Annotated in this window: 21 protein-coding genes; 8 read left to right on the top strand and 13 right to left on the bottom strand. The window is 73.1% G+C overall.

Annotated elements, in window-relative coordinates:
• Positions 1-68 precede the first annotated feature (68 nt).
• On the bottom strand, positions 69-959 hold the full coding sequence (locus LL648_RS27320; RefSeq protein ID WP_232665607.1) for an RNA polymerase subunit sigma-70: 891 nt from the start codon (positions 957-959) through the stop codon (positions 69-71).
• Positions 960-998: 39 nt separating this feature from the next.
• Positions 999-1,559: a TetR/AcrR family transcriptional regulator gene (locus LL648_RS27325; protein WP_232665608.1), complete on the bottom strand. Its 561-nt coding sequence runs from the start codon at positions 1,557-1,559 to the stop codon at positions 999-1,001.
• A 118-nt stretch (positions 1,560-1,677) separates the two neighbouring features.
• Here LL648_RS27325 and LL648_RS27330 point away from each other — a divergent pair, with 118 nt between their 5' ends.
• Both LL648_RS27330 and LL648_RS27335 read left to right on the top strand, forming a co-directional pair.
• A complete protein-coding gene (locus LL648_RS27330) occupies positions 1,678-2,511 on the top strand; it encodes an alpha/beta fold hydrolase (protein WP_232665609.1) in 834 nt (277 codons plus the stop codon).
• Between the two features lie 134 nt (positions 2,512-2,645).
• Positions 2,646-4,451, top strand: a complete 1,806-nt coding sequence (locus tag LL648_RS27335; RefSeq protein ID WP_232665610.1) for an ABC transporter ATP-binding protein/permease — start codon at positions 2,646-2,648, stop codon at positions 4,449-4,451.
• A 136-nt stretch (positions 4,452-4,587) separates the two neighbouring features.
• Here the strand turns inward: LL648_RS27335 and LL648_RS27340 are convergent, their stop codons facing one another.
• Complete coding sequence (locus LL648_RS27340) at positions 4,588-4,911, bottom strand: plasmid stabilization protein (protein WP_232665611.1); 324 nt, start codon at positions 4,909-4,911, stop codon at positions 4,588-4,590.
• A gap of 67 nt (positions 4,912-4,978) precedes the next feature.
• Here LL648_RS27340 and LL648_RS27345 point away from each other — a divergent pair, with 67 nt between their 5' ends.
• The 4 genes from LL648_RS27345 to LL648_RS27360 are packed head-to-tail and all read left to right on the top strand — an operon-like array spanning position 4,979 to position 8,986.
• Positions 4,979-5,683 carry a GntR family transcriptional regulator gene (locus LL648_RS27345; RefSeq protein WP_232665612.1) on the top strand — a complete coding sequence of 235 codons (705 nt, stop codon included), beginning with the start codon at positions 4,979-4,981 and terminating at the stop codon, positions 5,681-5,683.
• Positions 5,680-6,675 (top strand): ADP-ribosylglycohydrolase family protein, encoded by a 996-nt coding sequence (locus LL648_RS27350; protein WP_232665613.1) that lies wholly within the window; start codon positions 5,680-5,682, stop codon positions 6,673-6,675. Before LL648_RS27345 ends, LL648_RS27350 begins: the two co-directional genes overlap by 4 nt.
• Positions 6,672-8,090, top strand: coding sequence for a purine-cytosine permease family protein (locus LL648_RS27355; RefSeq protein ID WP_232665614.1), 1,419 nt, complete (start codon positions 6,672-6,674; stop codon positions 8,088-8,090). Before LL648_RS27350 ends, LL648_RS27355 begins: the two co-directional genes overlap by 4 nt.
• Positions 8,087-8,986 (top strand): PfkB family carbohydrate kinase, encoded by a 900-nt coding sequence (locus LL648_RS27360; protein WP_232665615.1) that lies wholly within the window; start codon positions 8,087-8,089, stop codon positions 8,984-8,986. Before LL648_RS27355 ends, LL648_RS27360 begins: the two co-directional genes overlap by 4 nt.
• 127 nt (positions 8,987-9,113) lie before the next feature.
• On the opposite strand, the gene LL648_RS27365 is transcribed toward LL648_RS27360, so the two are convergent.
• Positions 9,114-10,394, bottom strand: a complete 1,281-nt coding sequence (locus LL648_RS27365) for a M20 family metallo-hydrolase (protein WP_232665616.1) — start codon at positions 10,392-10,394, stop codon at positions 9,114-9,116.
• Positions 10,395-10,410: 16 nt separating this feature from the next.
• The gene (locus LL648_RS27370) at positions 10,411-10,839 is read right to left on the bottom strand and encodes a hypothetical protein (protein ID WP_232665617.1); all 429 of its coding nucleotides are present in this window, start codon (positions 10,837-10,839) and stop codon (positions 10,411-10,413) included.
• A gap of 64 nt (positions 10,840-10,903) precedes the next feature.
• Between LL648_RS27370 and LL648_RS27375 the strand changes: the two genes are divergently transcribed.
• Positions 10,904-12,196: a hypothetical protein gene (locus LL648_RS27375; protein ID WP_232665618.1), complete on the top strand. Its 1,293-nt coding sequence runs from the start codon at positions 10,904-10,906 to the stop codon at positions 12,194-12,196.
• Between the two features lie 434 nt (positions 12,197-12,630).
• On the opposite strand, the gene LL648_RS27380 is transcribed toward LL648_RS27375, so the two are convergent.
• The 8 genes from LL648_RS27380 to LL648_RS27410 form a co-directional block, all read right to left on the bottom strand.
• Positions 12,631-13,932: a molybdopterin-dependent oxidoreductase gene (locus LL648_RS27380; RefSeq protein ID WP_232665619.1), complete on the bottom strand. Its 1,302-nt coding sequence runs from the start codon at positions 13,930-13,932 to the stop codon at positions 12,631-12,633.
• Positions 13,933-14,300: 368 nt separating this feature from the next.
• Positions 14,301-14,918 carry a class I SAM-dependent methyltransferase gene (locus LL648_RS27385; RefSeq protein WP_232665620.1) on the bottom strand — a complete coding sequence of 206 codons (618 nt, stop codon included), beginning with the start codon at positions 14,916-14,918 and terminating at the stop codon, positions 14,301-14,303.
• The gene (locus LL648_RS27390; RefSeq protein WP_232665621.1) at positions 14,912-15,595 is read right to left on the bottom strand and encodes a TIGR04282 family arsenosugar biosynthesis glycosyltransferase; all 684 of its coding nucleotides are present in this window, start codon (positions 15,593-15,595) and stop codon (positions 14,912-14,914) included. The genes LL648_RS27385 and LL648_RS27390 overlap by 7 nt, the downstream gene beginning before the upstream one ends.
• Entirely contained in the window at positions 15,592-16,239 is a 648-nt protein-coding gene (locus LL648_RS27395; RefSeq protein ID WP_232665622.1) for a glycosyltransferase family 2 protein, read from the bottom strand. The genes LL648_RS27390 and LL648_RS27395 overlap by 4 nt, the downstream gene beginning before the upstream one ends.
• 35 nt (positions 16,240-16,274) lie before the next feature.
• On the bottom strand, positions 16,275-17,366 hold the full coding sequence (locus tag LL648_RS27400) for an NAD-dependent epimerase/dehydratase family protein (RefSeq protein WP_232665623.1): 1,092 nt from the start codon (positions 17,364-17,366) through the stop codon (positions 16,275-16,277).
• A gap of 53 nt (positions 17,367-17,419) precedes the next feature.
• The gene (locus LL648_RS44360; protein ID WP_308190410.1) at positions 17,420-17,845 is read right to left on the bottom strand and encodes an SDR family oxidoreductase; all 426 of its coding nucleotides are present in this window, start codon (positions 17,843-17,845) and stop codon (positions 17,420-17,422) included.
• Complete coding sequence (locus tag LL648_RS44365) at positions 17,806-18,216, bottom strand: SDR family NAD(P)-dependent oxidoreductase (RefSeq protein WP_308190411.1); 411 nt, start codon at positions 18,214-18,216, stop codon at positions 17,806-17,808. The genes LL648_RS44360 and LL648_RS44365 overlap by 40 nt, the downstream gene beginning before the upstream one ends.
• Positions 18,213-19,220: an RNA polymerase subunit sigma-70 gene (locus LL648_RS27410; protein ID WP_232665624.1), complete on the bottom strand. Its 1,008-nt coding sequence runs from the start codon at positions 19,218-19,220 to the stop codon at positions 18,213-18,215. The genes LL648_RS44365 and LL648_RS27410 overlap by 4 nt, the downstream gene beginning before the upstream one ends.
• 135 nt (positions 19,221-19,355) lie before the next feature.
• On the opposite strand from LL648_RS27410, the gene LL648_RS27415 reads away from it, so the two are divergent.
• On the top strand, positions 19,356-20,237 hold the full coding sequence (locus LL648_RS27415; RefSeq protein ID WP_232665625.1) for an alpha/beta fold hydrolase: 882 nt from the start codon (positions 19,356-19,358) through the stop codon (positions 20,235-20,237).
• The last annotated feature ends 7 nt before the right edge of the window (positions 20,238-20,244 follow it).

The raw sequence follows: 20,244 nt of genomic DNA on the forward strand, positions 1-20,244 counted from the left end.
CGTTTTGCCAACCTGCACGCCGATCCGGGTGTGCAAGTTGGCAAAACGGTGGGGAACTTCGTTGCGGGTCAGGCGTGCACCGGGGGCAGGCCGAACGGGCCGAACAGCGTCGGGTCGATGAACGACACCACCCGGACGATCCGCGCCGCCTCTCCCGTCACCGTCGTGATCGCGTACGCGCGGTGCGGGCCGATGGCGTCGTCGCGCAGGTAGGTGGCGACCGCGGGGCGCCCGTTGGCGCGGGTCGCGACCGCGCGCCAGCTGTTGCGCTCGTGCAGCAGGTGAGCGGCGAGGAACCGCCGGATCGCGTCGGCGCCGGCGAACCAGCACGGCAGCGGCGGCGCCTCGAACGTCGCGTGCGGGTCCAGCAGGCCCGCTACGGCGTCGACGTCGCCGGTGCCGAAGCCCGTCACGATCCGCTCGACCAGCGACTCCTCCCCGCCGTCCGACGTCTGCTCTGACGCAGCGACCTGCTTGCGGGCGCGGGTGAGCAGGCCGCTCACGGCATCGGTGGACGTGCCGAGCGTCGCGGCGATCTCCGGCGTGGACCACCCCACGACCTCGCGCAGCACCAGCGCCGCACGCTGGCGCGCCGGGAGCCGCTGCAGCGCGGCGACGAACGCGACGTCGAGGTGGCACTGCCCGGCCCGGTCCGGGGCGGGCTCCAGCCACAGCACGTCGGAGCGGGCGTCGGCGAGCGGGCCGTCGGGGTCGCCGTCGGCGGCGAACAGGTCGGACGGCAGGAGGCGCGGCACCCGCCGGTCGAGCGCGGTGAAGCACACGCTGGTGGCGATCCCGTAGAGCCACGGACCCATCGGCGACGTGCCGTCGTAGCGCCGCGCCCGCAGGTAGGTGTCCTGGACGGCCGCCTCGGCGTCGTGGATCGAGCCGAGCATGCGGTAGCAGTGCGCAAGCAGCTCCGGCTCGAACTGCGCTGGCTGCTCCGGGCAGGCCGACATGGCCGCGAGCGTACTGGGCCCCCGCGACTCAGCCGGGGATCAACCGGGCATCAACATCGTCGGAAGGGCGTCGATCGCCCGGCGGAACGCGGCCGTCTCGCCGCGCAGCCGGGCCAGCACGAGACCGCCCTCGATGCGGGCGAAGGCGTCCTCCGCGGCGATCTGGGCGTCGACCTCCGTGGCGCCGGCGCGGCGAGCCGCCGTGGCCATGCCGCCGATCCAGGTCGCGGTGACGTCGGCCGCCATCGCCCGGACGCTCTCCGGTGCGCCCGAGAGAGTCAGCGTGTCTAGCACGCAGGGCAGCAGGCCGCCGGCGTAGATCTCCGAGAGCCGTCGCGCCGACTCCACGATCCCTGCCCCCACGTCCGCTCCGGTGATCATCGGCTCCACGGCGTGCTCGAAGTGCGACCTGACCCGGCCCATCACGGCCTCGGCCATCTGCGTCTTCCCTTCGGGGAAACGGTGGTAGAGGCTCGCGCGCTGCAGCCGGGCGCCCTCGGCGAGCGCGCCGAGGGACGCACCTTCGAAGCCGGCAACGCGGAAGACCTCGGCGAGGCGGTCGAAGAGCTCGTCGTCGGAGACGGTCTGGGGGCGAGGCATGGGCACAGTTTACCGAACGAACGGTAAAGTTGCCTACGTCACGTTGCAATACCGATCGTTCGGTAATAGCTTCGTCTGTGTCAGCGAGCCAGCAGGTCAGGACGGAAGGAAGCCAGCGATGTCCAGCATCAAGGTCGGAACCGAGAACAGCACCGACATCACCGTCAACTACACCGACCGCGGCACCGGCCAGCCGGTCGTGCTGATCCACGGCTACCCGCTCGACGGGGCGTCGTGGGAGAAGCAGGAGGAGCGCCTCCTCGACGCCGGCTACCGCGTGATCACCTACGACCGCCGCGGGTTCGGCGCCTCGAGCAAGCCGAGCGGCGGCTACGACTACGACACGTTCGCCGACGACCTCGACGCCGTCCTCACCACTCTTGACCTGACCGACGCCGTGCTGGTCGGGTTCTCGATGGGCACCGGCGAGGTCGGCCGCTACCTCGCGCGGCACGGCTCCACCCGGGTCGCGAAGGCCGTGTTCCTCGCGTCGCTGGAGCCGTACCTGATCAAGACGGCCGACAACCCGACGGGCGTCGACCAGAGCGTCTTCGACGGGATCCTCGCGACCGCCAAGAACGACCGCTACGCCTGGTTCACCCAGTTCTACAACGACTTCTACAACCTCGACGAGAACCTCGGGTCGCGCATCAGCGAGGAGGCCGTGCGCAACAGCTGGAACGTCGCGGCCGGGGCCGGCGCCAGGGCCTCCTGGGCGGTCGTGCCGTCGTGGGGCACCGACTTCCGCGCCGACCTCGACAAGATCGACGTGCCCGCGCTCATCGTGCACGGCACGCACGACCGGATCCTCCCCATCGACGCCACCGGGCGGGAGTTCGCGAAGCGGCTGCCGAACGCGCGCTACGTCGAGATCGGGGGCGCACCGCACGGCATGCTCTGGACGCACGCCGACGAGATCAGCGACCTGCTGGTGGAGTTCCTCGCCGGCTGAGCAGCACCGGGCCCCGGGTGACATGGCGATGGCGCCATGTCACCCGCGCCGTATTCGGCATGGCGACGCAAGAACTACCAGCCTTGCCGTCTACGCTCCGCGCTCACTGCATGATCAGAGCGCCTGGAGGCGGCATGGGCGGCGGGTTGGACTGGTCGACCGAATGGTTCACCAGCATCGTGTGGATCCTCGGGGTGTTCGTCGCGGCAGCCATCGGCTCCGCCGTGCTCATCGCCATCGTCACCCGCACCACGACGTGGGGCAGGCAATTCGCGCGGCTGGCGTTCCCCTACTTCTCACCGCGCGGCAGCGCCGGCTGGCGTCCGTTGCTCACGGCGCTGCTCCTGCTGCTGCTCACCATCGCGGCGGTGCGGCTCAACGTGCTGCTCTCGTACCAGGGCAACGGCCTGCTGACGGCGATGCAGCAAATGGACGAAGCGGCGTTCTGGCAGTTCACATGGATCTTCGTGATCCTCGCCTCGATCCACCTCGTCCGTGTCCTCCTCAACTTCTACGTGCAGCAGCTGCTGGTCATCGAGTGGCGGGTGTGGCTCAACGACCACATGATCGGCGACTGGATCGACGGCCGCGCCTACCACCGCGGCCGCTACACCGCGGCCCCCGTCGACAACCCGGACCAGCGCATCCAGGAGGACATCGCGTCCTTCCCGGTCACCTCCAGCAGTCTCGGCGTCGGGGCGATCGGATCGCTGGTGTCGCTGGTGTCGTTCTCGATCATCCTGTGGGAGCTCTCCGGGCCGCTGCCGCTGTTCGGCGTCGAGATCCCGCGCGCGATGATGTTCATCGCCTACTTCTACGTGATCCTCGCGTCGGTGATCGCGTTCCGGATCGGGCGGCCGCTGATCCTGCTGAACTTCCTCAACGAGCGCTTCAACGCGTCGTTCCGCTATGCGCTCGTGCGGATGCGGGACAACTCGGAGAACATCGCGTTCCACCGCGGCGAGGACGTCGAACGCAGCACGCTGCTGGCCCGCTTCACCGCGATCATCGGCAACTACTGGTCGATCGTGTTCACGAGCCTGCGGTTCCAGGGCTTCAACGTGATCATCAGCCAGGCGGCGGAGATCGTCCCGTCCGTGATCCAGGCGCCGCGCTACTTCACCGGACAGATCACGCTCGGCGACGTCACCCAGACCGGCAGCGCGTTCGGCCAGGTGCACGACTCCCTGTCGTTCTTCCGGCTTGCTTACGACGACTTCGCCGCGTACCGCGCGGTGCTCGACCGCCTCACCGGCCTGCTCGACGCCGACGCAGCAGCGCGGAAGCTGCCGAGCGTCGACGTCGAGGAGGGCGAGGCGCTGGAGGTCCGCGACCTCACGGTCTCGCTCCCCGACAACCGCACGCTCGTCGACGGCCTCGACCTTTCGGTGGCCGCGGGCCAGTCGTTGCTGGTCACCGGCGCGTCCGGGAGCGGCAAGACGACCCTGCTGCGCAGCATCGCCGACCTGTGGCCCTACGCGACCGGTGTCGTACGCCGCCCGATCGACGGGGCGCTGTTCGTCTCGCAGGAGCCGTACGTGCCGCTCGGCACCCTCCGGACTGCGCTGACCTACCCGCAGCCGGCCGGGGGCGTCGACGACGATGCGGCGACCACTGTGCTGCGCAAGGTTCAGCTCGCGCACCTCGCCGACCGGATCGACGACGAGATCGACTGGTCGCGCATCCTCTCCCCCGGCGAGCAGCAGCGTCTCGGGTTCGCCAGGGTGCTGGTCGCCCGCCCGCGCGTGATCTTCCTCGACGAGGCCACCTCGGCGCTCGACGAAGGCCTGGAGCACTCGCTCTACACGCTGGTGCGCGAGGAGCTGCCCGAGGCGATCATCGTCAGCGTCGGGCACCGCAGCTCCCTCAAGCGCCTGCACGCCGAGCAGCTCGAGCTGCTGGGCGAGGGCCGCTGGCAGACCGCCGACCTCCAGGAGTAGCAGCCCCGGTCCCGCCCTCGGCGCAGGCTTCGCCGGGAGGGCAGGAAAGCCACTTTCAGGCCCTGTGAAGGCAGGAAAGTGGCTTTCCTGCCCTCACCCGGCGCCGTGGGGGCGGAGCCGGCGGAAGGTATCGCCCTCAGTCGACGGCCTTCTGCAGCTCGGCCTTCGTCATCGTGGAGCGGCCCTTCACGTGCTGGCGCTTCGCGTCCTCGTAGAGCTGGGCCTTCGTCCGGCCCTGCGCACCGGAGTGCGAGCGCAGGCCGCCGCGCCGCTGCGGCGACATGTCGTCGGTGGAGGTCTTGCTGGCCTCCTCCGCCTCTCCCGACTGGGCACGGTCCTTGTTCACCGTCCGGGCGGCGATCTCCTTGGCGCGCTTGTCGCTGCCGCCGCGGTCCTCCACGGACTCCTTGATGTGCTCGTACTGGCGTTCCCGCTTCTTGCTCCACGCCTGCTGCGGCATGACGGCTCCTTCCGTTCGCGCCCGAGTACCCGGAACCTCGCGTTACCCACCGCAACGGTGTACAAGTATGTACATGTCCGAACACGTGCGGCACGGGAAGCGTGCCCGGCTCGTCGCCGACCTGAGCGCCAACATCCGCTCGGGCCGGCTCGCCCGCGGGGCGCGGCTGCCCGGCGAGCACGAGCTCGCGCAGCGCTACCAGGTGAGCCGCGGCACCGTCCGCGGGGCGCTCTCCGAGCTGCAGCGCGACAACCTGATCACGACGGAGGGCGGCGTCGGGTCGTTCGTGACGTTCGACGGGGTCGAGCTCGACCAGTCCGTCGGCTGGGCCAGGGCCATGGCCGGCACCGACGTGACCGTCGAGCTGCTGGGCATCGAACGTGGCGGCCCGGCCGAGCTCACCAGCCGCTTCGGCCCGCTGGTCGTGGTCCGCAGGTTGCGCCGCACGGCGCAGGGCCGGCCGGTCTCGCTGGAGACAGCCGCCGTCCCCGGCACCGGCGCCCTCGCCGACCTGCCCGAACGCGGCCTCGTCGACGGCTCGCTCACCGCCACCCTCGCCGCCGCGGGCCTGCGCGGCAGCGGCGGCGAGCAGTGGATCGGCGCCGCACCGCTCGACGACGCCGCGGGCGCGCTGCTGGAGCGCCCGCCCGGCGAGCTACTACTGAGGGCCACCCGCACCACGCTCACGTCCGACGGCGGGCTCGTCGAGCACGTCGAGAGCCTCCTCGACCCCGCCCGCTTCCGCTTCCACCTGCGGTTCGGCGCCTCATGAGCGAGCAGGCACGGGCGCTGGGCGCGCTCTACGGGCTCGCATTGGGCGACGCGCTGGGCATGCCGACCCAGTCGATGTCGCGGGCCGCCATCGCCGCCCGCTACGGCACCGTCACGACGCTGCTCGACGGCGCGCCCGACCAGCCGATCGCGCCGAACCTCCCTGCGGGCTCCATCACCGACGACACCGAGCAGGCGCTGCTGCTCGCCCGGCTGCTCATCGACGGGTGCGGCGCGGTCGACCCGATCGGGTTCGCCGACGCCCTGGAGCGGTGGGAGGACGGCATGATCGCGCGGGGCTCGGCCGACCTGCTCGGGCCCTCGACGAAACGCGCGCTGCAGCGCCTGCGCGCCGGTGAGCCCGCCGACCAGGCCGGCCGCGACGGCACGACCAACGGCGCCGCGATGCGCATCACCCCGGTCGGCATCGCGGTGGCCGGGCCGGGCCTGCTCGACGCCGTCGAGGCCGCGAGCCGGGTCACGCACAACACCGGGCTGGGCATCGCGGGGGCCGCCGCGGTCGCCGCCGCCGTCTCGTCCGGGGTCGGCGGTGCCTCGCTCGCCGACTCGCTGGACGCCGCGCAGTCCGCCGCAGCGCAGGGCGCGCAGCGCGGGCACTGGGTCGCCGGCGGGGACATCGCCGCCCGCATCACCTGGGCCCGGCGGTACGTGCACGGCATGGGCCGCGCGGCGCTCGCCGACGCGCTCGCGGACGTGATCGGCACGTCCGTCGCGGCGCAGGAGTCGGTGGTCGCGGCGTTCGCGCTGGTCGAAGCCATGGGCGCCGATCCGGCCGACGCGCTCGCGCTCGCGGCGGGCGTCGGCGGCGACACCGACACCGTCGCCGCGATGGCCGGCGCCGTGCTCGGCGCGCACCACGGCGTCGACGGCCTGCCTGCCGACCTGCTCGCGACCGTCCGTCGCGCGAACGACCTCGACCTCGCACCCGTCGCCGACGGGCTGCTGACGCTGCGACACGGGAGTCGACGATGACACCTGACACGACCACGACACCTGACACGACGACGGAGACCCCGCAGGGCACGCTCGAGACCCGCGGGATCGAGCCCGTCCCGGAGGCCGAGCGCACCGGGCATCCCCGGCAGCTGTTCTGGGTGTGGTTCGCGGCGAACATCAGCATCCTCGGACTGCCGCTCGGCGCCACGCTCGTCGCCGGCACCGGCCTGACGGTGTGGCAGGCGGTGATCGTCGCCGCGGTCGGCTCGGTGGGCTCGTTCGCGATCGTCGGCGCCGTCTCCATCGCGGGTCGCCGCGGCGGCGCACCGGGGCTGACCCTCTCCCGGGCGGTGTTCGGCGCGCGCGGCAACATCGGCCCGACCGCCGTCTCGCTGATCTCGCGGCTCGGTTGGGAGACGGTCAACACGACGACGGCGGCGTTCGCGCTGCTCTCGCTCTTCACGATCGTCTTCGCGACCAGCCCGCTCGCCACCGACCACCCGGTGCTCACGATCGCCTGCATCGCGGTGTTCGAGCTGCTCACCGTGCTCGTGTCGGGGCTGGGGCACGCCGTGCTGGTGGCCGTGCAGCGCTGGGCGACGTGGGTGTTCGGCGCGCTCAACCTCGTCGTCGGCGGGTTCCTCGTCGCGACCATCGACTGGTCGGCCGTCGCCGCCGCCACCCCGGCGCCGCTCGGTGCGATGCTCGCCGGCATCAGCGTCATCGCCGCAGGCACTGGGATCGGCTGGGCGAACGCCTCCGCCGACATCTCGCGCTACCAGGCGCCCGCGGTGCGCGCCGGCGCGCTCGTGACGTCCGCCGCGGCCGGGGCCGGCATCCCGCTGGTGCTGCTGATCTCGCTGGGCAGCATGCTCGCCGCGGGCGACCCGTCTCTCGCGGAGGCCGGCGATCCGGTCGCGGCGATCCGCGGGATGCTCCCGCCGTGGATGGCGGTGCCCTACCTGGTCGCGGCGTTCGGCGGGCTGCTGCTCTCCAACCACCTCTCCGTCTACTCCGCCGGGCTCACCACGCTGACGCTGGGCATCCGGATCCCGCGTGTGTACGCGGTGGTCGTCGACGTCGTGATCACGTTCGTCGGCGCGATCTACTTCATGCTCGTCGCGGACAGCTTCTACGGCCCGTTCATCGCGTTCATCAGCCTGCTCGCGGTGCCGATCACGGCGTGGGTCGGCGTGTTCGTCGTCGACATGCTGCACCGGCACTCGTACGACCCGGTCGCGCTCATGGACACCGGCCGGACCAGCGCGTACTGGTACCGCGGTGGCATCGAGCCGCGGGCGGTCTCGGCGTGGGCGCTCGCGATCGTCGTCGGGTACCTGTTCATGGGGCCGCTCGCCGGGACGTGGGTCGGCGAGAACGGGCTCGGCTGGATCGTGACGTTCGTCGTCGCGGCCGGCGGGTACGCGCTGATGGGCGGAGCCAAGCGGTGACCGGCCGCCTGATCCACACCGGCCAGGTGGTGCTCGACCTGGTCATGCGGGTGCCGGCGATGCCGCCCGTCGGGGGTGACGTCTTCGCCACCGCAACCGTGCTCACCCCCGGCGGCGGGTTCAACGTGATGGCGGCCGCGGCGCGGGCCGGCGCGCGCGTCACCTATGCGGGTGGGCACGGCGAGGGCCACTTCGGCGACACGGCTCGGGCCGGGCTCGCCGCGGAGGGCATCGAGGTGGCGCTGCCGCCGACCCCCGGCCAGGACACGGGCATCTGCGTGGTGCTCGTAGACGCGACGGGCGAGCGCACGTTCGTCACCGGGAGCGGCGCCGAGCAGGGGGTGCCGGCGTCGGCGCTGGTGGGCCTGACCGCGACGACCGCCGACATCGTCTACGTCACCGGCTACAGCCTGCTCGACACGCGCCGCGCGCACCGGCTGCTCGGCTGGGTCGACGCGCAGCGCGGCCCGATCGTGCTGGTCGACCCCGGACCGCTGGCCGCCGAGATCGACACCAGGGTGTGGCAGCGGGTGCTCGACCGCGCAGACGTGCTCAGCGCAAACGCACGCGAGACGGCGGCCCTCGGCGGCCCGGCCGCGCTCGCCGCGGCGCTGCACAAGGGCGGATCGGTTGTCGTCCGGGACGGCGCCGACGGCTGCACGATCCTCACGGCCCGCGGGGCGGACCGGGTCCCCGGATTCCCCGTCGACCCCGTCGACACCAACGGCGCGGGCGACGCGCACTGCGGCGTGCTCGCCGCCGAGCTGCTGCGCGGCGCCGACCTGCGCACCGCCGCCCGGCGCGCCAACGCGGCGGCCTCGATCGCCGTCACCCGCTACGGCCCGGCCACCGCGCCGAGCCGCGACGAGGTGGACGCACTGCTCACCAGCACGTAGCCGCACGCGGGCAAGCAAACGCGTGCGTCCCGCACGTGTTGCCTGGAAAGCCACGTTCCCGGCCCCACGCGCCTGGAAAGTGGCTTTCCAGGCGCACCCCGGCCTGGGGTCCCCCGGTGCGGGGGGCTTACGTCAGGGCGCCGCGGACCATGCGGGCCAGGGTCTCGGTGAGGACGTCCACGCCGGTGCAGAGGTCCTCGTCGGCCGTGAACTCCGCCTCGGCATGGGAGATGCCCTCCACGCTCGGGATGAAGAGCATCACGGTCGGCACCATGTCCTTCATGTTGGTCGAGTCGTGCCCCGCCCTCGTCTGCACGAGCATCCGGGAGACTCCGAGGTCGTCCGCGACAGCGCCGGACAGCTCGACGCCGCCGGGCTGGTAGAGCTGCCCCTTCCAGGTGTGGGCGAAGCGGCGCTCGATCTCGACGCCGGCCTTCACCTCGATCTCGGCGAACTGCTTGCGCAGCAGCGCGTCGGCCTCGGCGAGCAGCTCGTCCGACGGCGAGCGCAGGTCGAGGTGCATGTGCACCTCCCTGGCGACGACGACGGGTGAGTTCGGCACGACGGTCAGCTGCCCGCACGAGGTGTGCAGCTCCTCGCCGAACCGGTCGGCCAGCTCGCGCACCGCGACGACGGCCAGCGCGGCGCCGTAGAGCGCGTCGTGGCGGTCCTCCATCGCCGTGGCCCCGGTGTGCGCCTGCGCGCCGATCACCGCGATCTCGTACTTGTTCGCCGCCCACGTGGAGTCGACCAGGCCGAGCGTCGTCCCGGTCTTGTCCAGTTCCCGCCCCTGTTCGATGTGGATCTCCGCGTAGGACGCGACCTCGCGCCCGCCACCGAACACGTCCTCCGCGCCGAGCTCACCCAGCCCTTCGAGCGCCTCCTGGACGGTGACGCCGTCGACGTCGGTGGTGTCGAGCGCCTTCTGCAGCGCGAGCTTGCCGGTGAAGACACCGCTGCCCATCATCGACGGCTTAAATCGGCAGCCCTCCTCGTTGAACCAGTTCACGACGGCGATGTTGAACTGCGGCTGGGCGTCGGCGGGTTGGTCGGCGAGATGGGTACGCAGCCGGTCGGCGGCGTGCGCTGCCGCGAGCACGCCGTAGGCACCGTCGAACCGGCCGCCGCGCGGTTGGCTGTCCATGTGCGAGCCGGCGAGCACGTACGGCGCACCCGGCCGGAACTCGAAGAGCCCGAACTGGTTGCCGACCTTGTCGTTGACCACCGTGAAGCCGCGCTCCGCCAGCCACGCCGCGAGCCACGCCCGCGTCTGGCCGTCCTCCGCCGTCGCAGCCTGCCGCTCGACCCCGCCCGCCGGGGTCGCGCCGAACGCGGAGAGCGCGGCGAAGTCGTCGAGGAAGCGCACGTCGGCTGCCTGGTCGCGGGCAACGGTGATGTCGGTGGTCACGTCAGGCACGGTACTGCTAGACCTGCGGCCACTCCCCCACCATCTCCGTGATCGCCGCGAGCTCCGCGGGCGAGATCACGAAGGGGTTGCTCCCGTGCGGCGCGCGCAGCACCTCCATCCGCGCGGTACGCGGGTCGGCGCGCAGCCGCTCGCGCGGGAGGATCGGGTTGAGCTCCACGACCGCCAGCCCGATCCGGGGCCGCACGGGGTCGCCCGCCACCTCCCCGGTGGTGCGCCCGGCGAGCCACGCTCCGGGCTCCGGGGTCGCGCCGGCGGAGCCGGTCACCCAGAGCAGCACGGGCTGCCCGGTGCGGACGAGCCCGAGCCGGTAGGACGGGCGGGCGCAGCGCGCGTCGACGGGTGCGCGCGGGTCGAACTCATCGGGGTTGCAGGTGAACAGCCACCCGCCGACGTCGGCGAGGGCCAGCCGGGCGCGTCGGATCATTCGACCGGGTACCCGTCGCCGGTTCGTAAGATCCGCACGCTTCCCCCGCCGCTAGCGTCGAGCCGTGAGTGCGCCGCGGGTGTGGCCGCCCATCCTCGCTGCCGCCGTGCTCGTCGTCGCGTCCGCGCTGGTCGGGCACTGGCTGCTCGGCGCGGGGGTGAACATATTCCTCCCGTTCCCGCCGCTGCTGGCCGAGTGGCTCCCGCACGTCGGGTGGGGCAGCCCGCTCGCCGGCGCGGTCGCGCTGGCCGTCATCACGGGCACGAACCTCGCCGAGCGCATCCGCTGGCGGCTGCTCCTGGTTTGCGCGTGGGCCGCGGCCTCGGCGTGGACGCTCGCGCTCGCACTGGTCGACGGTTGGCAGCGCGGGGTGGTGGAGCGCCTGTCGAGCGGCGAGGAGTACCTGCACGACGTCCCGCGCGCGGGCGACATCGGATCGCTGCTGCGGACGTTCACCGACCACATCCTCACCGACCAGCCCGGACACTGGACGACGCACGTGGGCGCGCACCCGCCCGGCGCGTTCCTCATCTTCATCGGGCTCGACCGGATGGGGCTGGGCGGCGGCGGGCCCGCCGGCCTGCTGGTGATCCTCGTCGGAAGCTCGGCGTGCGTGGCCGTTGCCGTCGCGGTGCGGGCGCTGGCCGGCGAGGGGATCGCCCGCCGCGTGCTGCCGTTCGGGGTGCTGCTGCCCGGCGCCGTGTGGGTCGGGGTCTCCGCCGACGGCCTGTTCGCCGGGGTGCTGGCGTGGGGTGTCGCGCTGCTCGCCATCGGGACCGGTCGGGGCGGGGGCGCGCGGGCAGTCACCGCGTTCGCCGGCGGGCTCCTGCTCGGCTTCGTCGCGTACCTCTCGTACGGGCTCGTGCTCGGCTGGTTCCCGGCGCTCGCGGTGATCGTCGCGACGCGCGCGTGGCGGGTCGCGGTGCCGGCCGTGCTCGGCGGTGCGGCCGTCGTCGCCGCGTTCACGGCGGCCGGGTTCTGGTGGTTCACCGGCTTCGAACTGGTGCGGGTGATCTACGCGGCGAGCATCGCGCAGAGCCGCCCGTACGCCTACTTCGTCTGGGCCAACCTCGCCGCCGTCGTCATCGCCGCCGGACCGGCCGTCATCGGCGGGTTGCGCCGGGTGCGTGAGCTACCCGCCGGCGCCGCCCTGCTCGCGCTGTCCGCGGCCGCTGCCGTCCTGGTCGCCGACCTCTCCGGGCTGTCGAAGGGCGAGGTCGAGCGGATCTGGCTGCCGTTCGTCGTCTGGGCGGTCGTGGCCTGCGCCGCGCTGCCCGGCGGCCGCGCCCGCTGGTGGCTCGCCGCCCAGGCGCTCTGCGCGCTCGGGGTGAACCACCTGCTGCTGACGGTGTGGTGAGCGGGCCACGCGCCAGCCGTACACCAGCGCCGAGACCGCCGCCATCACCGCGACCAGCAGCAACCACCTGCCGAGGAACGGCGACTGGTCGAGGCCGGACGCCCCGCGCACGATCGGCTCGCCCTGCCGCACGATGCCGGGGAAGAACACGAGGAACGTCAGCCCCGCACCCAGCAGCGGCACGCGGACGTGGTTGATGATCGGCACGGCAGAGCGGGAGAGCACAGACCCGGACAGCGCGGCGAGACCTCGGTCGGCCGCGCTGTAGAGCGGGAACAGCACACCGTCGTGCAGCACGACGGCCGCGAGGAACCACACCAGCATCGTGCCGGCCGTCGGATCGGTCACGACGATCCCGGCCGCCGCCGCGGCGACGGCCAGGCCGGCGACCATCAGTACGAGTTGCAACGGACCGGCCCCGTACAGGGTGCGCATCAGGCCCTCCCGAACTCGATGGACCGCACCCACTTGGTGCAGTGCACGCCCGGCAGCGCCGGCACGATGATCCGGGCGGGGAACCCGTGGTCGGGTGCGAGGTCGGCGCCGCCCACCTGCAGCGCGAGCAGCGAGTCGGGGTCGAGCACCTGCCCGCCCGTCAACGTGGCCTGCGCGAACGGGCCCGACTCCAGCGAGCGCACCAGCGCCGACCCGGGCTCCGGCACGCCGCAGAGCGCGGCGAGGTCGCGCAGCGGCACGCCGCTCCAGACCTGCACCGTCGACCAGCCCTCGACGCACGCGATCGGCAGCTCCGCGGTGTGCTGCGCGAGCGCGGCCAGCTCCGGTCGGCTCAGCCGGGCCGCTCTCGTACCGGTCAGGTCCAGTGCCCAGCCGGCGCCGGTTGCGGCGGGGTCGATCCCGGACGACACGAACGTCCGGTTCACCGGGAAGTCGTTCGGCCCACCGTCCGGGAGTGCGGTCGTCCGGCCACGGGGCAGCAGGAACGCGGTCGCGCGGCCGACGCCGTCGAGCGTCTGGCCCACCGTCAATGCCCCGACCAGCGCCGCTCCCCCGCCGACCAGGGCGAGTGCGCCACGACGGCTCATCGTCGGTGGCCCCGGGTCGGCGGCGACGAGCCCCGAGCCGTCGTCGGGCTCCTGCTCGGTCGTCGGCGCTCGCAGCTCGGCGCGCAGCGATCGTGACCGCAGCCCGCGCACCATCCGCGGCAGCTTCAGCACGACGTGCGCGGCGAAGGCCCCGATGAAGATCCACGCCCCGGTGTAGTGGGCGGCGTAGAAGCTGAAGCCGAACACGTAGTCGTACTGGATGTTGAGGATGCCGGTGACGATCTCGAACAGGATGCTGCCGACCAGCAGCAACAGCGAGAGCCGCTCCAGCGCGTGCGCGAGCGACCGCACCGGCGGCCACTCGAACAGCTTCGGGATCACCGACCAGAGCTTCGCCAGCACCACCGGCACCAGCACCAGCCCCAGGCCGACGTGCAGCCCCTGGTTGAGCTGGTAGAGCCACGAAGGGCTGGTCGACCAGTCGAAGCCGGGAAGTCGCAGCACCCCGACGTCGCCCGGGATCGCCTGCCCGAACTGCGGACCGTACGCGATGTAGCTGAGCAGCCCGGTGATGATCACCACCGGCAGCAGGACGAGCAGCACGACCGCGAAGACCGACGTCAGCCACGGGCCACGCAGCGGGCTTCGCCAGCGCGGCAGCGGTGGCCGCACCCGCGCGATAGCCTTCCACAGTGGAGCGGGGAACCCGAACTGCTGCCCAGCACTTGCCATGACGTGACCATATGGCTGTTGACCTGCACGAACGGGGCTTCTGGCCGAGCGGTCACCAACCGGTAAGGACCGGGCGCACCTGGGCAGCGGACGGGCTGGTGGTCCGTCGGCGACTGCTGCACGCTCGTCGGCAGCGGCCCGCGCCAAGGTCCCCCCAGGAGTGCGGCGCGGGCCGCGCCGACCGGCTGGGTTGCCAGGAGAGTCAGCCATGGCCCTCCGGGCCACCACGAGGGATGAGAATCCGTGTTGGGGCTGGGATGTGTGCGTTCCGCACACAAGGGCAGGAAAGCCACGTTCAAGCCCTGTGAGGGCCGGAAAGTGGCTTTCCTGCCCTCCCCAGGCTCAGCGCGAGCTGCGCAAACGGCCCTTCAGGTCGCCACCAGTTCCACGAAGGCGCGGGCGCCCGTGTGGCGCGCGACCGCGCGCAGCCCGGCGGCTCCGGCGAGCCGGGTGAGCGCGGCCGAGCCGACCTCGGCCCACGGCACCGCCGTCTCGCCGCCGGCGCCGGAGAGCACCCGGGCCGTGCCCCGCCAGAACCGCTCCGGCAGCTCGGCGGTCTCGACGAGCACGGTCCCGCCCGCCCGCAGCAACCCGGCGGCCCTGCGCAGCAGCCGTCCGGGGTCGCCACCGATCCCGATGTTGCCGTCGGCGAGGAGCACATGCTGCCAGCGGCCCTCCCCGGGCAGCACCGAGAACAGGTCTCGACGCAGCATCGGCACCCCGCGCCGACGGCACGCCTGCTGCGCCACCACCGACACGTCGACGCCCATCGCGGGCAGCCCACGCTCCCGCAGCGCCGCCACGAGCCGCCCGGGGCCGCAACCGAGGTCGATCACCGAGCCCGCGCAGCGGTCGAGCAGCCACCCGTCCTCGCCGCCCGCATCGCCGCCCCACCGGTGCACGGCCAGCGCCGTCTCGCTGCCGTCACTGCGCCGCAGCCTGGCCCCACAGCCGGCCAGCGCCGCATCGAAGGCCGTCGTCAACACCCGGCGGCCACGAGCTGCGCCACCCGATCCACCGCAGCGGCGAACCTCGTGCGCGGTGCAGCCGCCCGCACCCGCAGCGCGTCGGCCGCGGTGTCCACATCGGTCAGCTCGGGCAGGGACCCCACCCGCAGCCCGGCCGATCGCAGCGCCTGTACCGTGCGTTCACCGGTGTCGGCACGGGACGTCGGAACCGACGCCACGAGCGCTGCCGCTCGCGGGTCGCGCAGCCCGAGGGCCCACCACCCGCCGTCCGTCGCGGGGCCGAGCACCGCATCGACGCCTCCGGGCCGCAGCAGGTGGGCGGCCGATTCCGCGAGCAGCGCCGGCTCCACCTGCGGCGTGTCCATCCCGATCTGGAACGTCGGAAGGCCGCACGCGGCGTCGATGTGGGCGGCCGCGATCCGTTCGCCGAGGTCGGCGCCGCGCTGTGCGGGTGTCGGGACGCCGCGCAGCGCCGCCTCCAGCTCGCATCCCCGCGCGGCGCGGTCGAGCCGACCGGCCATCGGGACGACGAGCCGCCCGCCGGGCACCCCGCGCACGGCGTCGAGGGTGTCCAGCAGCGCGGCGGCCGCGATGTCCGCGGCTTCCGCGGGTGTCGCCGGCGGGCACAGCCGGGTCTTGACCTGCCCAGGTACCGGCGCCTTCGCGAGCACGATCATCACTACGGGGCCTGTCATCGCAGCAGCCCTGCCATGTCACGGGCGGCACGGAGTGAACCCGCCACCGAACCAGACACCTTCGACCGGCCACCGGCCCGCGCCCGGTACGCGACCGGGTGCTCGGTGATCCGCCAGCCCGCCGCACCCGCCCGCAGCAGCAGCTCGAGCGGATAGCCGAACGCCCGATCGGCGATGCCCAGGTCGATCAGCGCCGCCCGACGGGCCACCCGCACCGGCGCGATGTCGTGCACGGCGACCCCGCGGCGGCGCAGCATCGCGGCGATCACGGCGTTGCCGGCTCGGGCGTGCCACGGCCACACTCCGGCGGCCGACGGGACGCGGCGGGCGACCGCCAGGTCGGCACGGCCGTCCCGCACGTCGTCGGTCATGGCCGGCAGCACCGCGGGGTCGAGCGAGCCGTCGCCGTCGAGCACGACGACGATCTCGGCGGTCGCGGTCACCAGGCCGGTGTGCACGGCGGCGCCGTAGCCGCGCCGCGGCTCGACCACAACACGCGCGCCCGCCGCGGCCGCGACCTCGCCGGTGCCGTCGGTCGAGCCGTTGTCGACCACCAGCACGGGCCATCCGGCGGGCAACGCCGCCAGCACCGTCGGGAGCGCCTCGGCCTCGTCGAGGCAGGGCAGGATGATCTCTGGGGGCACCGTTAGATCATCGTGCCGCGCGGACATGGACGGTCTTACCGATCAATGACGTTCGCGCCGGTCAGGGGCGTGCCGGCGGGTGCGCGCATCGGGTCGTGCGCGAACCGGGCGATGCCGTCGGCGAACGATGTGGTCGCGCGGTAGCCCAGCAGGGCCGTCGCCTTCGCCGGGTCGGCGACGACGTGCCGCACGTCGCCGGAGCGCGCCCCGCCGACGATCACGGGCGGCGGCCCACCCATCGCAGCGGCCAGGGTCTCCGCGAGCTCGCCGATCGTGTGCGGCTCGCCCGAGCACACGTTCACCGCGCACAGCCCCGGCACCGGCGGTTCGGTGGTCACCGCGCGGACGTTCGCCGCGGCGACGTCGGCGACGTGGACGAAGTCGCGCCGCTGCCGGCCGTCCTCCAGCACCCGCGGCGCCTCACCGCGGGCCAGCGCCGAGCGGAACAGCGACGCCACCCCCGCATACGGGGTGTCGCGCGGCATCCGGGGGCCGTACACGTTGTGGTAGCGCAACGACCACACCGAGCCGCCGGTCTGGCGTGCCCACGCGGCCGCGAGGTGCTCCTGCGCCACCTTCGTCGCGGCGTACGTGCTGCGGGGATCGAGCGGGGCGTCCTCCGCGACGAGCTCCGGTGCGAGGTCGCCCCCGCACTCGGGACACGGCGGCTCGAACCGGCCGGCAGCGAGGTCGGCGGGCGTGCGCGGACCCGGCCGGACTGCGCCGTGCACGGGGCACCGGTAGCGGCCCTCGCCGTAGACGACCATCGAACCGGCCAGCACGAGCCGTCTGACGCCCGCCGCGTGCATTGCCGCGAGCAGCACGGCGGTGCCGATGTCGTTCATCGTGACGAACGCGGGCGCGTCGCTCGGGTCGAGACCGTGCCCGACCATCGCCGCCTGGTGCGCGACGACGTCGACCCCGCGCAGCAGCCGAGCCAGCAGCTCGGCGTCGCGGACGTCGCCGCGCACCAGGTCGTGCGCGCCGCACCACGGCGGGGGCTGCCCGCCGTCGTGCGCCTGCGGGATCAGCGCGTCGAGCACCACCACCTCGTGGCCCGCCTCCACGAGCCGGTCGGCAACGTGCGAACCCACGAATCCGGCGCCGCCGGTGACCAGTACACGCACACCGTGATCGTCCTGCTGGTCCGCCGCCGGCAACCCTTACCGCCTGCTTACCGTCAGTCGACGGCGGCGCCGCGGGTCACGTTGACCACGGTGCCGGTGAGGCCCTCCGAGCGGTCGGACGCGAGGAAGGCCGCGACGTCGGCGACGTGCTCCACCGTGAGCGGGGCGCCGGCCGGGGTAGCCCCGATCGCCTCCAGCATGTCCTCCAGCGGGACGCCCAGCCGCTCGGCGGCCTTCCCCCACATTTCACCGAGGTGCGAGCCGAGCGAGCGGGCCGTCTCCGGAATTCCGGTCAGCCGCAGGCACACCACCCTGACCCGCCGCTCCCCCAGCTCGAGCGCCAGCTGCCGGCACATGTTCTCGACCGCGGCACCCGGCGCCCCGAACGGCCCGGCGAGCGGCGCCGGCTGCCGCGCCATCGGCATGGACAGCGCCATGATCACGCCACCGCCCGCATCGCGCATGTGCCGCGCGGCCACGCGGCCGTCGTGAAGTTGCCGCGGATGTACGCCGCGACCGGCGCCATGTACTCGTCGGCCGTGTGCTCGACGAGCGCCACACCCTGCCGCCCGACGGCGAGCCCGACGGCGTTGACGCAGACGTCGATCCGCCCGGCGCGTTCGACGACCGCGGCGGCGTGCCGCTCGACCGCCGCCTCGTCGAGCACGTCGACGACGTCCGCGCCCGCGGCGCCGACGTGCGTGGCCGCGCTGTCCAACCGCTCCCGACGCAGGCCCGTCAGGAACACCTGCGCACCCTCGCGGGCCAGCGCACGTCCGACCGCCCGCCCGATCGCGCCGCTCCCACCGTGCACGACGGCGGTCCGCCCGGCCGGCTCGCCGGCGCTCACGCCGCCACCGTCCCGGGGAGGCCGAACGCCGCAACCATCTCGACGCCGAACGTCGTGAGCTCGACGACGAGCCCGTTCTCGACCCGCAGCACGGAGAAGGCGAACGGCTCGAACGGCTTGTCGCTGCCCGGGTCCCGGGCGTAGACGGCGTAGGCGGGGGCGTTGTTGGCGCTGGTCAGCACCATCCGCAGCTCCTGGGCGTGCGGACCGTGCAGGATCGGTGCCCACCCGTCGACGACCGTCGCGCGACCGGAGTACCAGACCGGGTCGACGCTCAGGTTGCCGCCGGCTCGGCCCTGGTGCGCGACCAGTACGTCCTCGTGCAGCAGCGCCGCGATCGCGTCGTCGTCGGCGCGCTCCAGCGCCGCCATGAAGCGCCGCAGCACCTCCCGCTCCGACTGCTGCCCAGCAGTGGTGGCGCTCCAGTCGGCGCGCCGCTCGGGCAGGTGCACCCGCATGGTGATCCGGGCGCGCTGCAGCCGGCTCGTGACGGCTCCGACGCCCGCGCCGAGCGCCTCGCTCACCTCCCGCGCCGACCAGCCGAGCACGTCGCGCAGGATCAGCACGGCCCGTTCCTTCGGCGTCAGGTGCTGCAGGGCCGCGAGGAACGCGAGCTCGACCGTCTCCTTCGCGACGGTGGCAGCGTCCGGCTCCGGCTCGGGCGCGATGTCGTCGGGATAGGGCTGCAGCCACGGCACCCGCACCGCCGGCCCGTGCTGATCCGGGGCGATCTCCATCGGCCGGCGGGGGTGCTTCGCCAGGAAGTCGAGGCACGCGTTGGTGGCGATCCGGTAGAGCCAGGCGCGCAGCGGTGCGTCGCCGCGGAACGTCGCGCGGCCGGTCCACGCCCGCAGGAACGCCTCCTGCGTGAGGTCGCGCGCCTCCTCGAACGAACCGAGCATCCGATAGCAGTGCACTTGCAGCTCACGCTGGTGGCGGCCCACCGCATGGGAGAACGCCGCCTCGTCACCCGCGCGGATCGCTTCGACCCCGTCCATGGTCATGTCGCTTCCTCTCGTCGATGTCCTTCCCTCATGTGACGGCGGTCAGGGCGGACACCAACTGCGCGGAGAGTAGGCACCGTTCGACGTTGGGTGCATGTCCGATTGGTCCGCTCTCGAACCGGGCATCCCCGGGCCATGGCAAGCACTCCCGTCGCCCACCGCCGGATCGACGTCGACGGCATCAGCACGTTCTACCGCGAAGCCGGGCCGCCCGACGCGCCCGTCATGCTGCTGCCGCACGGCTATCCGTCGTCGTCGTTCCAGTTCCGGAACTACCTGCCGGCGCTCGCCGACCGCTGGCGGCTGATCGCGCCCGACCACCCCGGTTTCGGCTACAGCGACACCCCGCCGCCCGACCGCTTCGCCTACACGTTCGACGCCTACGCGGCGTTCCTGCAGCGGTTCACCGAGGTGCTCGGGCTGCACCGGTACGCGATCTACCTGCAGGACTACGGGTCGCAGTTCGGGTTGCGACTGGCGATCGCCGAGCCGTCAAAGGTGGCAGCGCTGATCATCCAGAACGGCGACATCTACGAGGACGAGCACGGGCCGAAGTACGCCCCGCTCAAGGAGTTCTGGCACGACCCGTCACCGGAGGGCCGGGCGAAGATCACCGCGCTCGTGAACGAGGACGGGTTCCGCGGGGAGTTCCTCGGCGAGGTCCCCGAGCACCTCGCCGAGCGCATCAGCCCCGACCTCTGGACGCACACGGCCGCGCTGCTCGCGCAGCATCCCGCGCGGCGCGACCACATGGTCACGCTGCTCGCCGACCAGGGCTCCACCGTGCCGTGGTTCGCTCGGCAGCAGGCCTACCTGCGTGAACACCAGCCGCCGACGTTGATCGTCTGGGGCCCGCACGACGGATACATGCCCGAAGGCGCCGCCCGCGCCTACCTGCGCGACCTGCCGAAGGCCGAGCTGCACCTGCTCGACGCGGGCCATTGGGCGCTGGAGACGAGCCTCGCCGAGATCGTCACGCTCTCGCGTGACTTCCTCGACCGCGAGCACCCGGCTTGAGCCGGCG

The organism is Pseudonocardia sp. TRM90224 (assembly GCF_021245725.1).
Lineage (GTDB): Bacteria > Actinomycetota > Actinomycetes > Mycobacteriales > Pseudonocardiaceae > Pseudonocardia.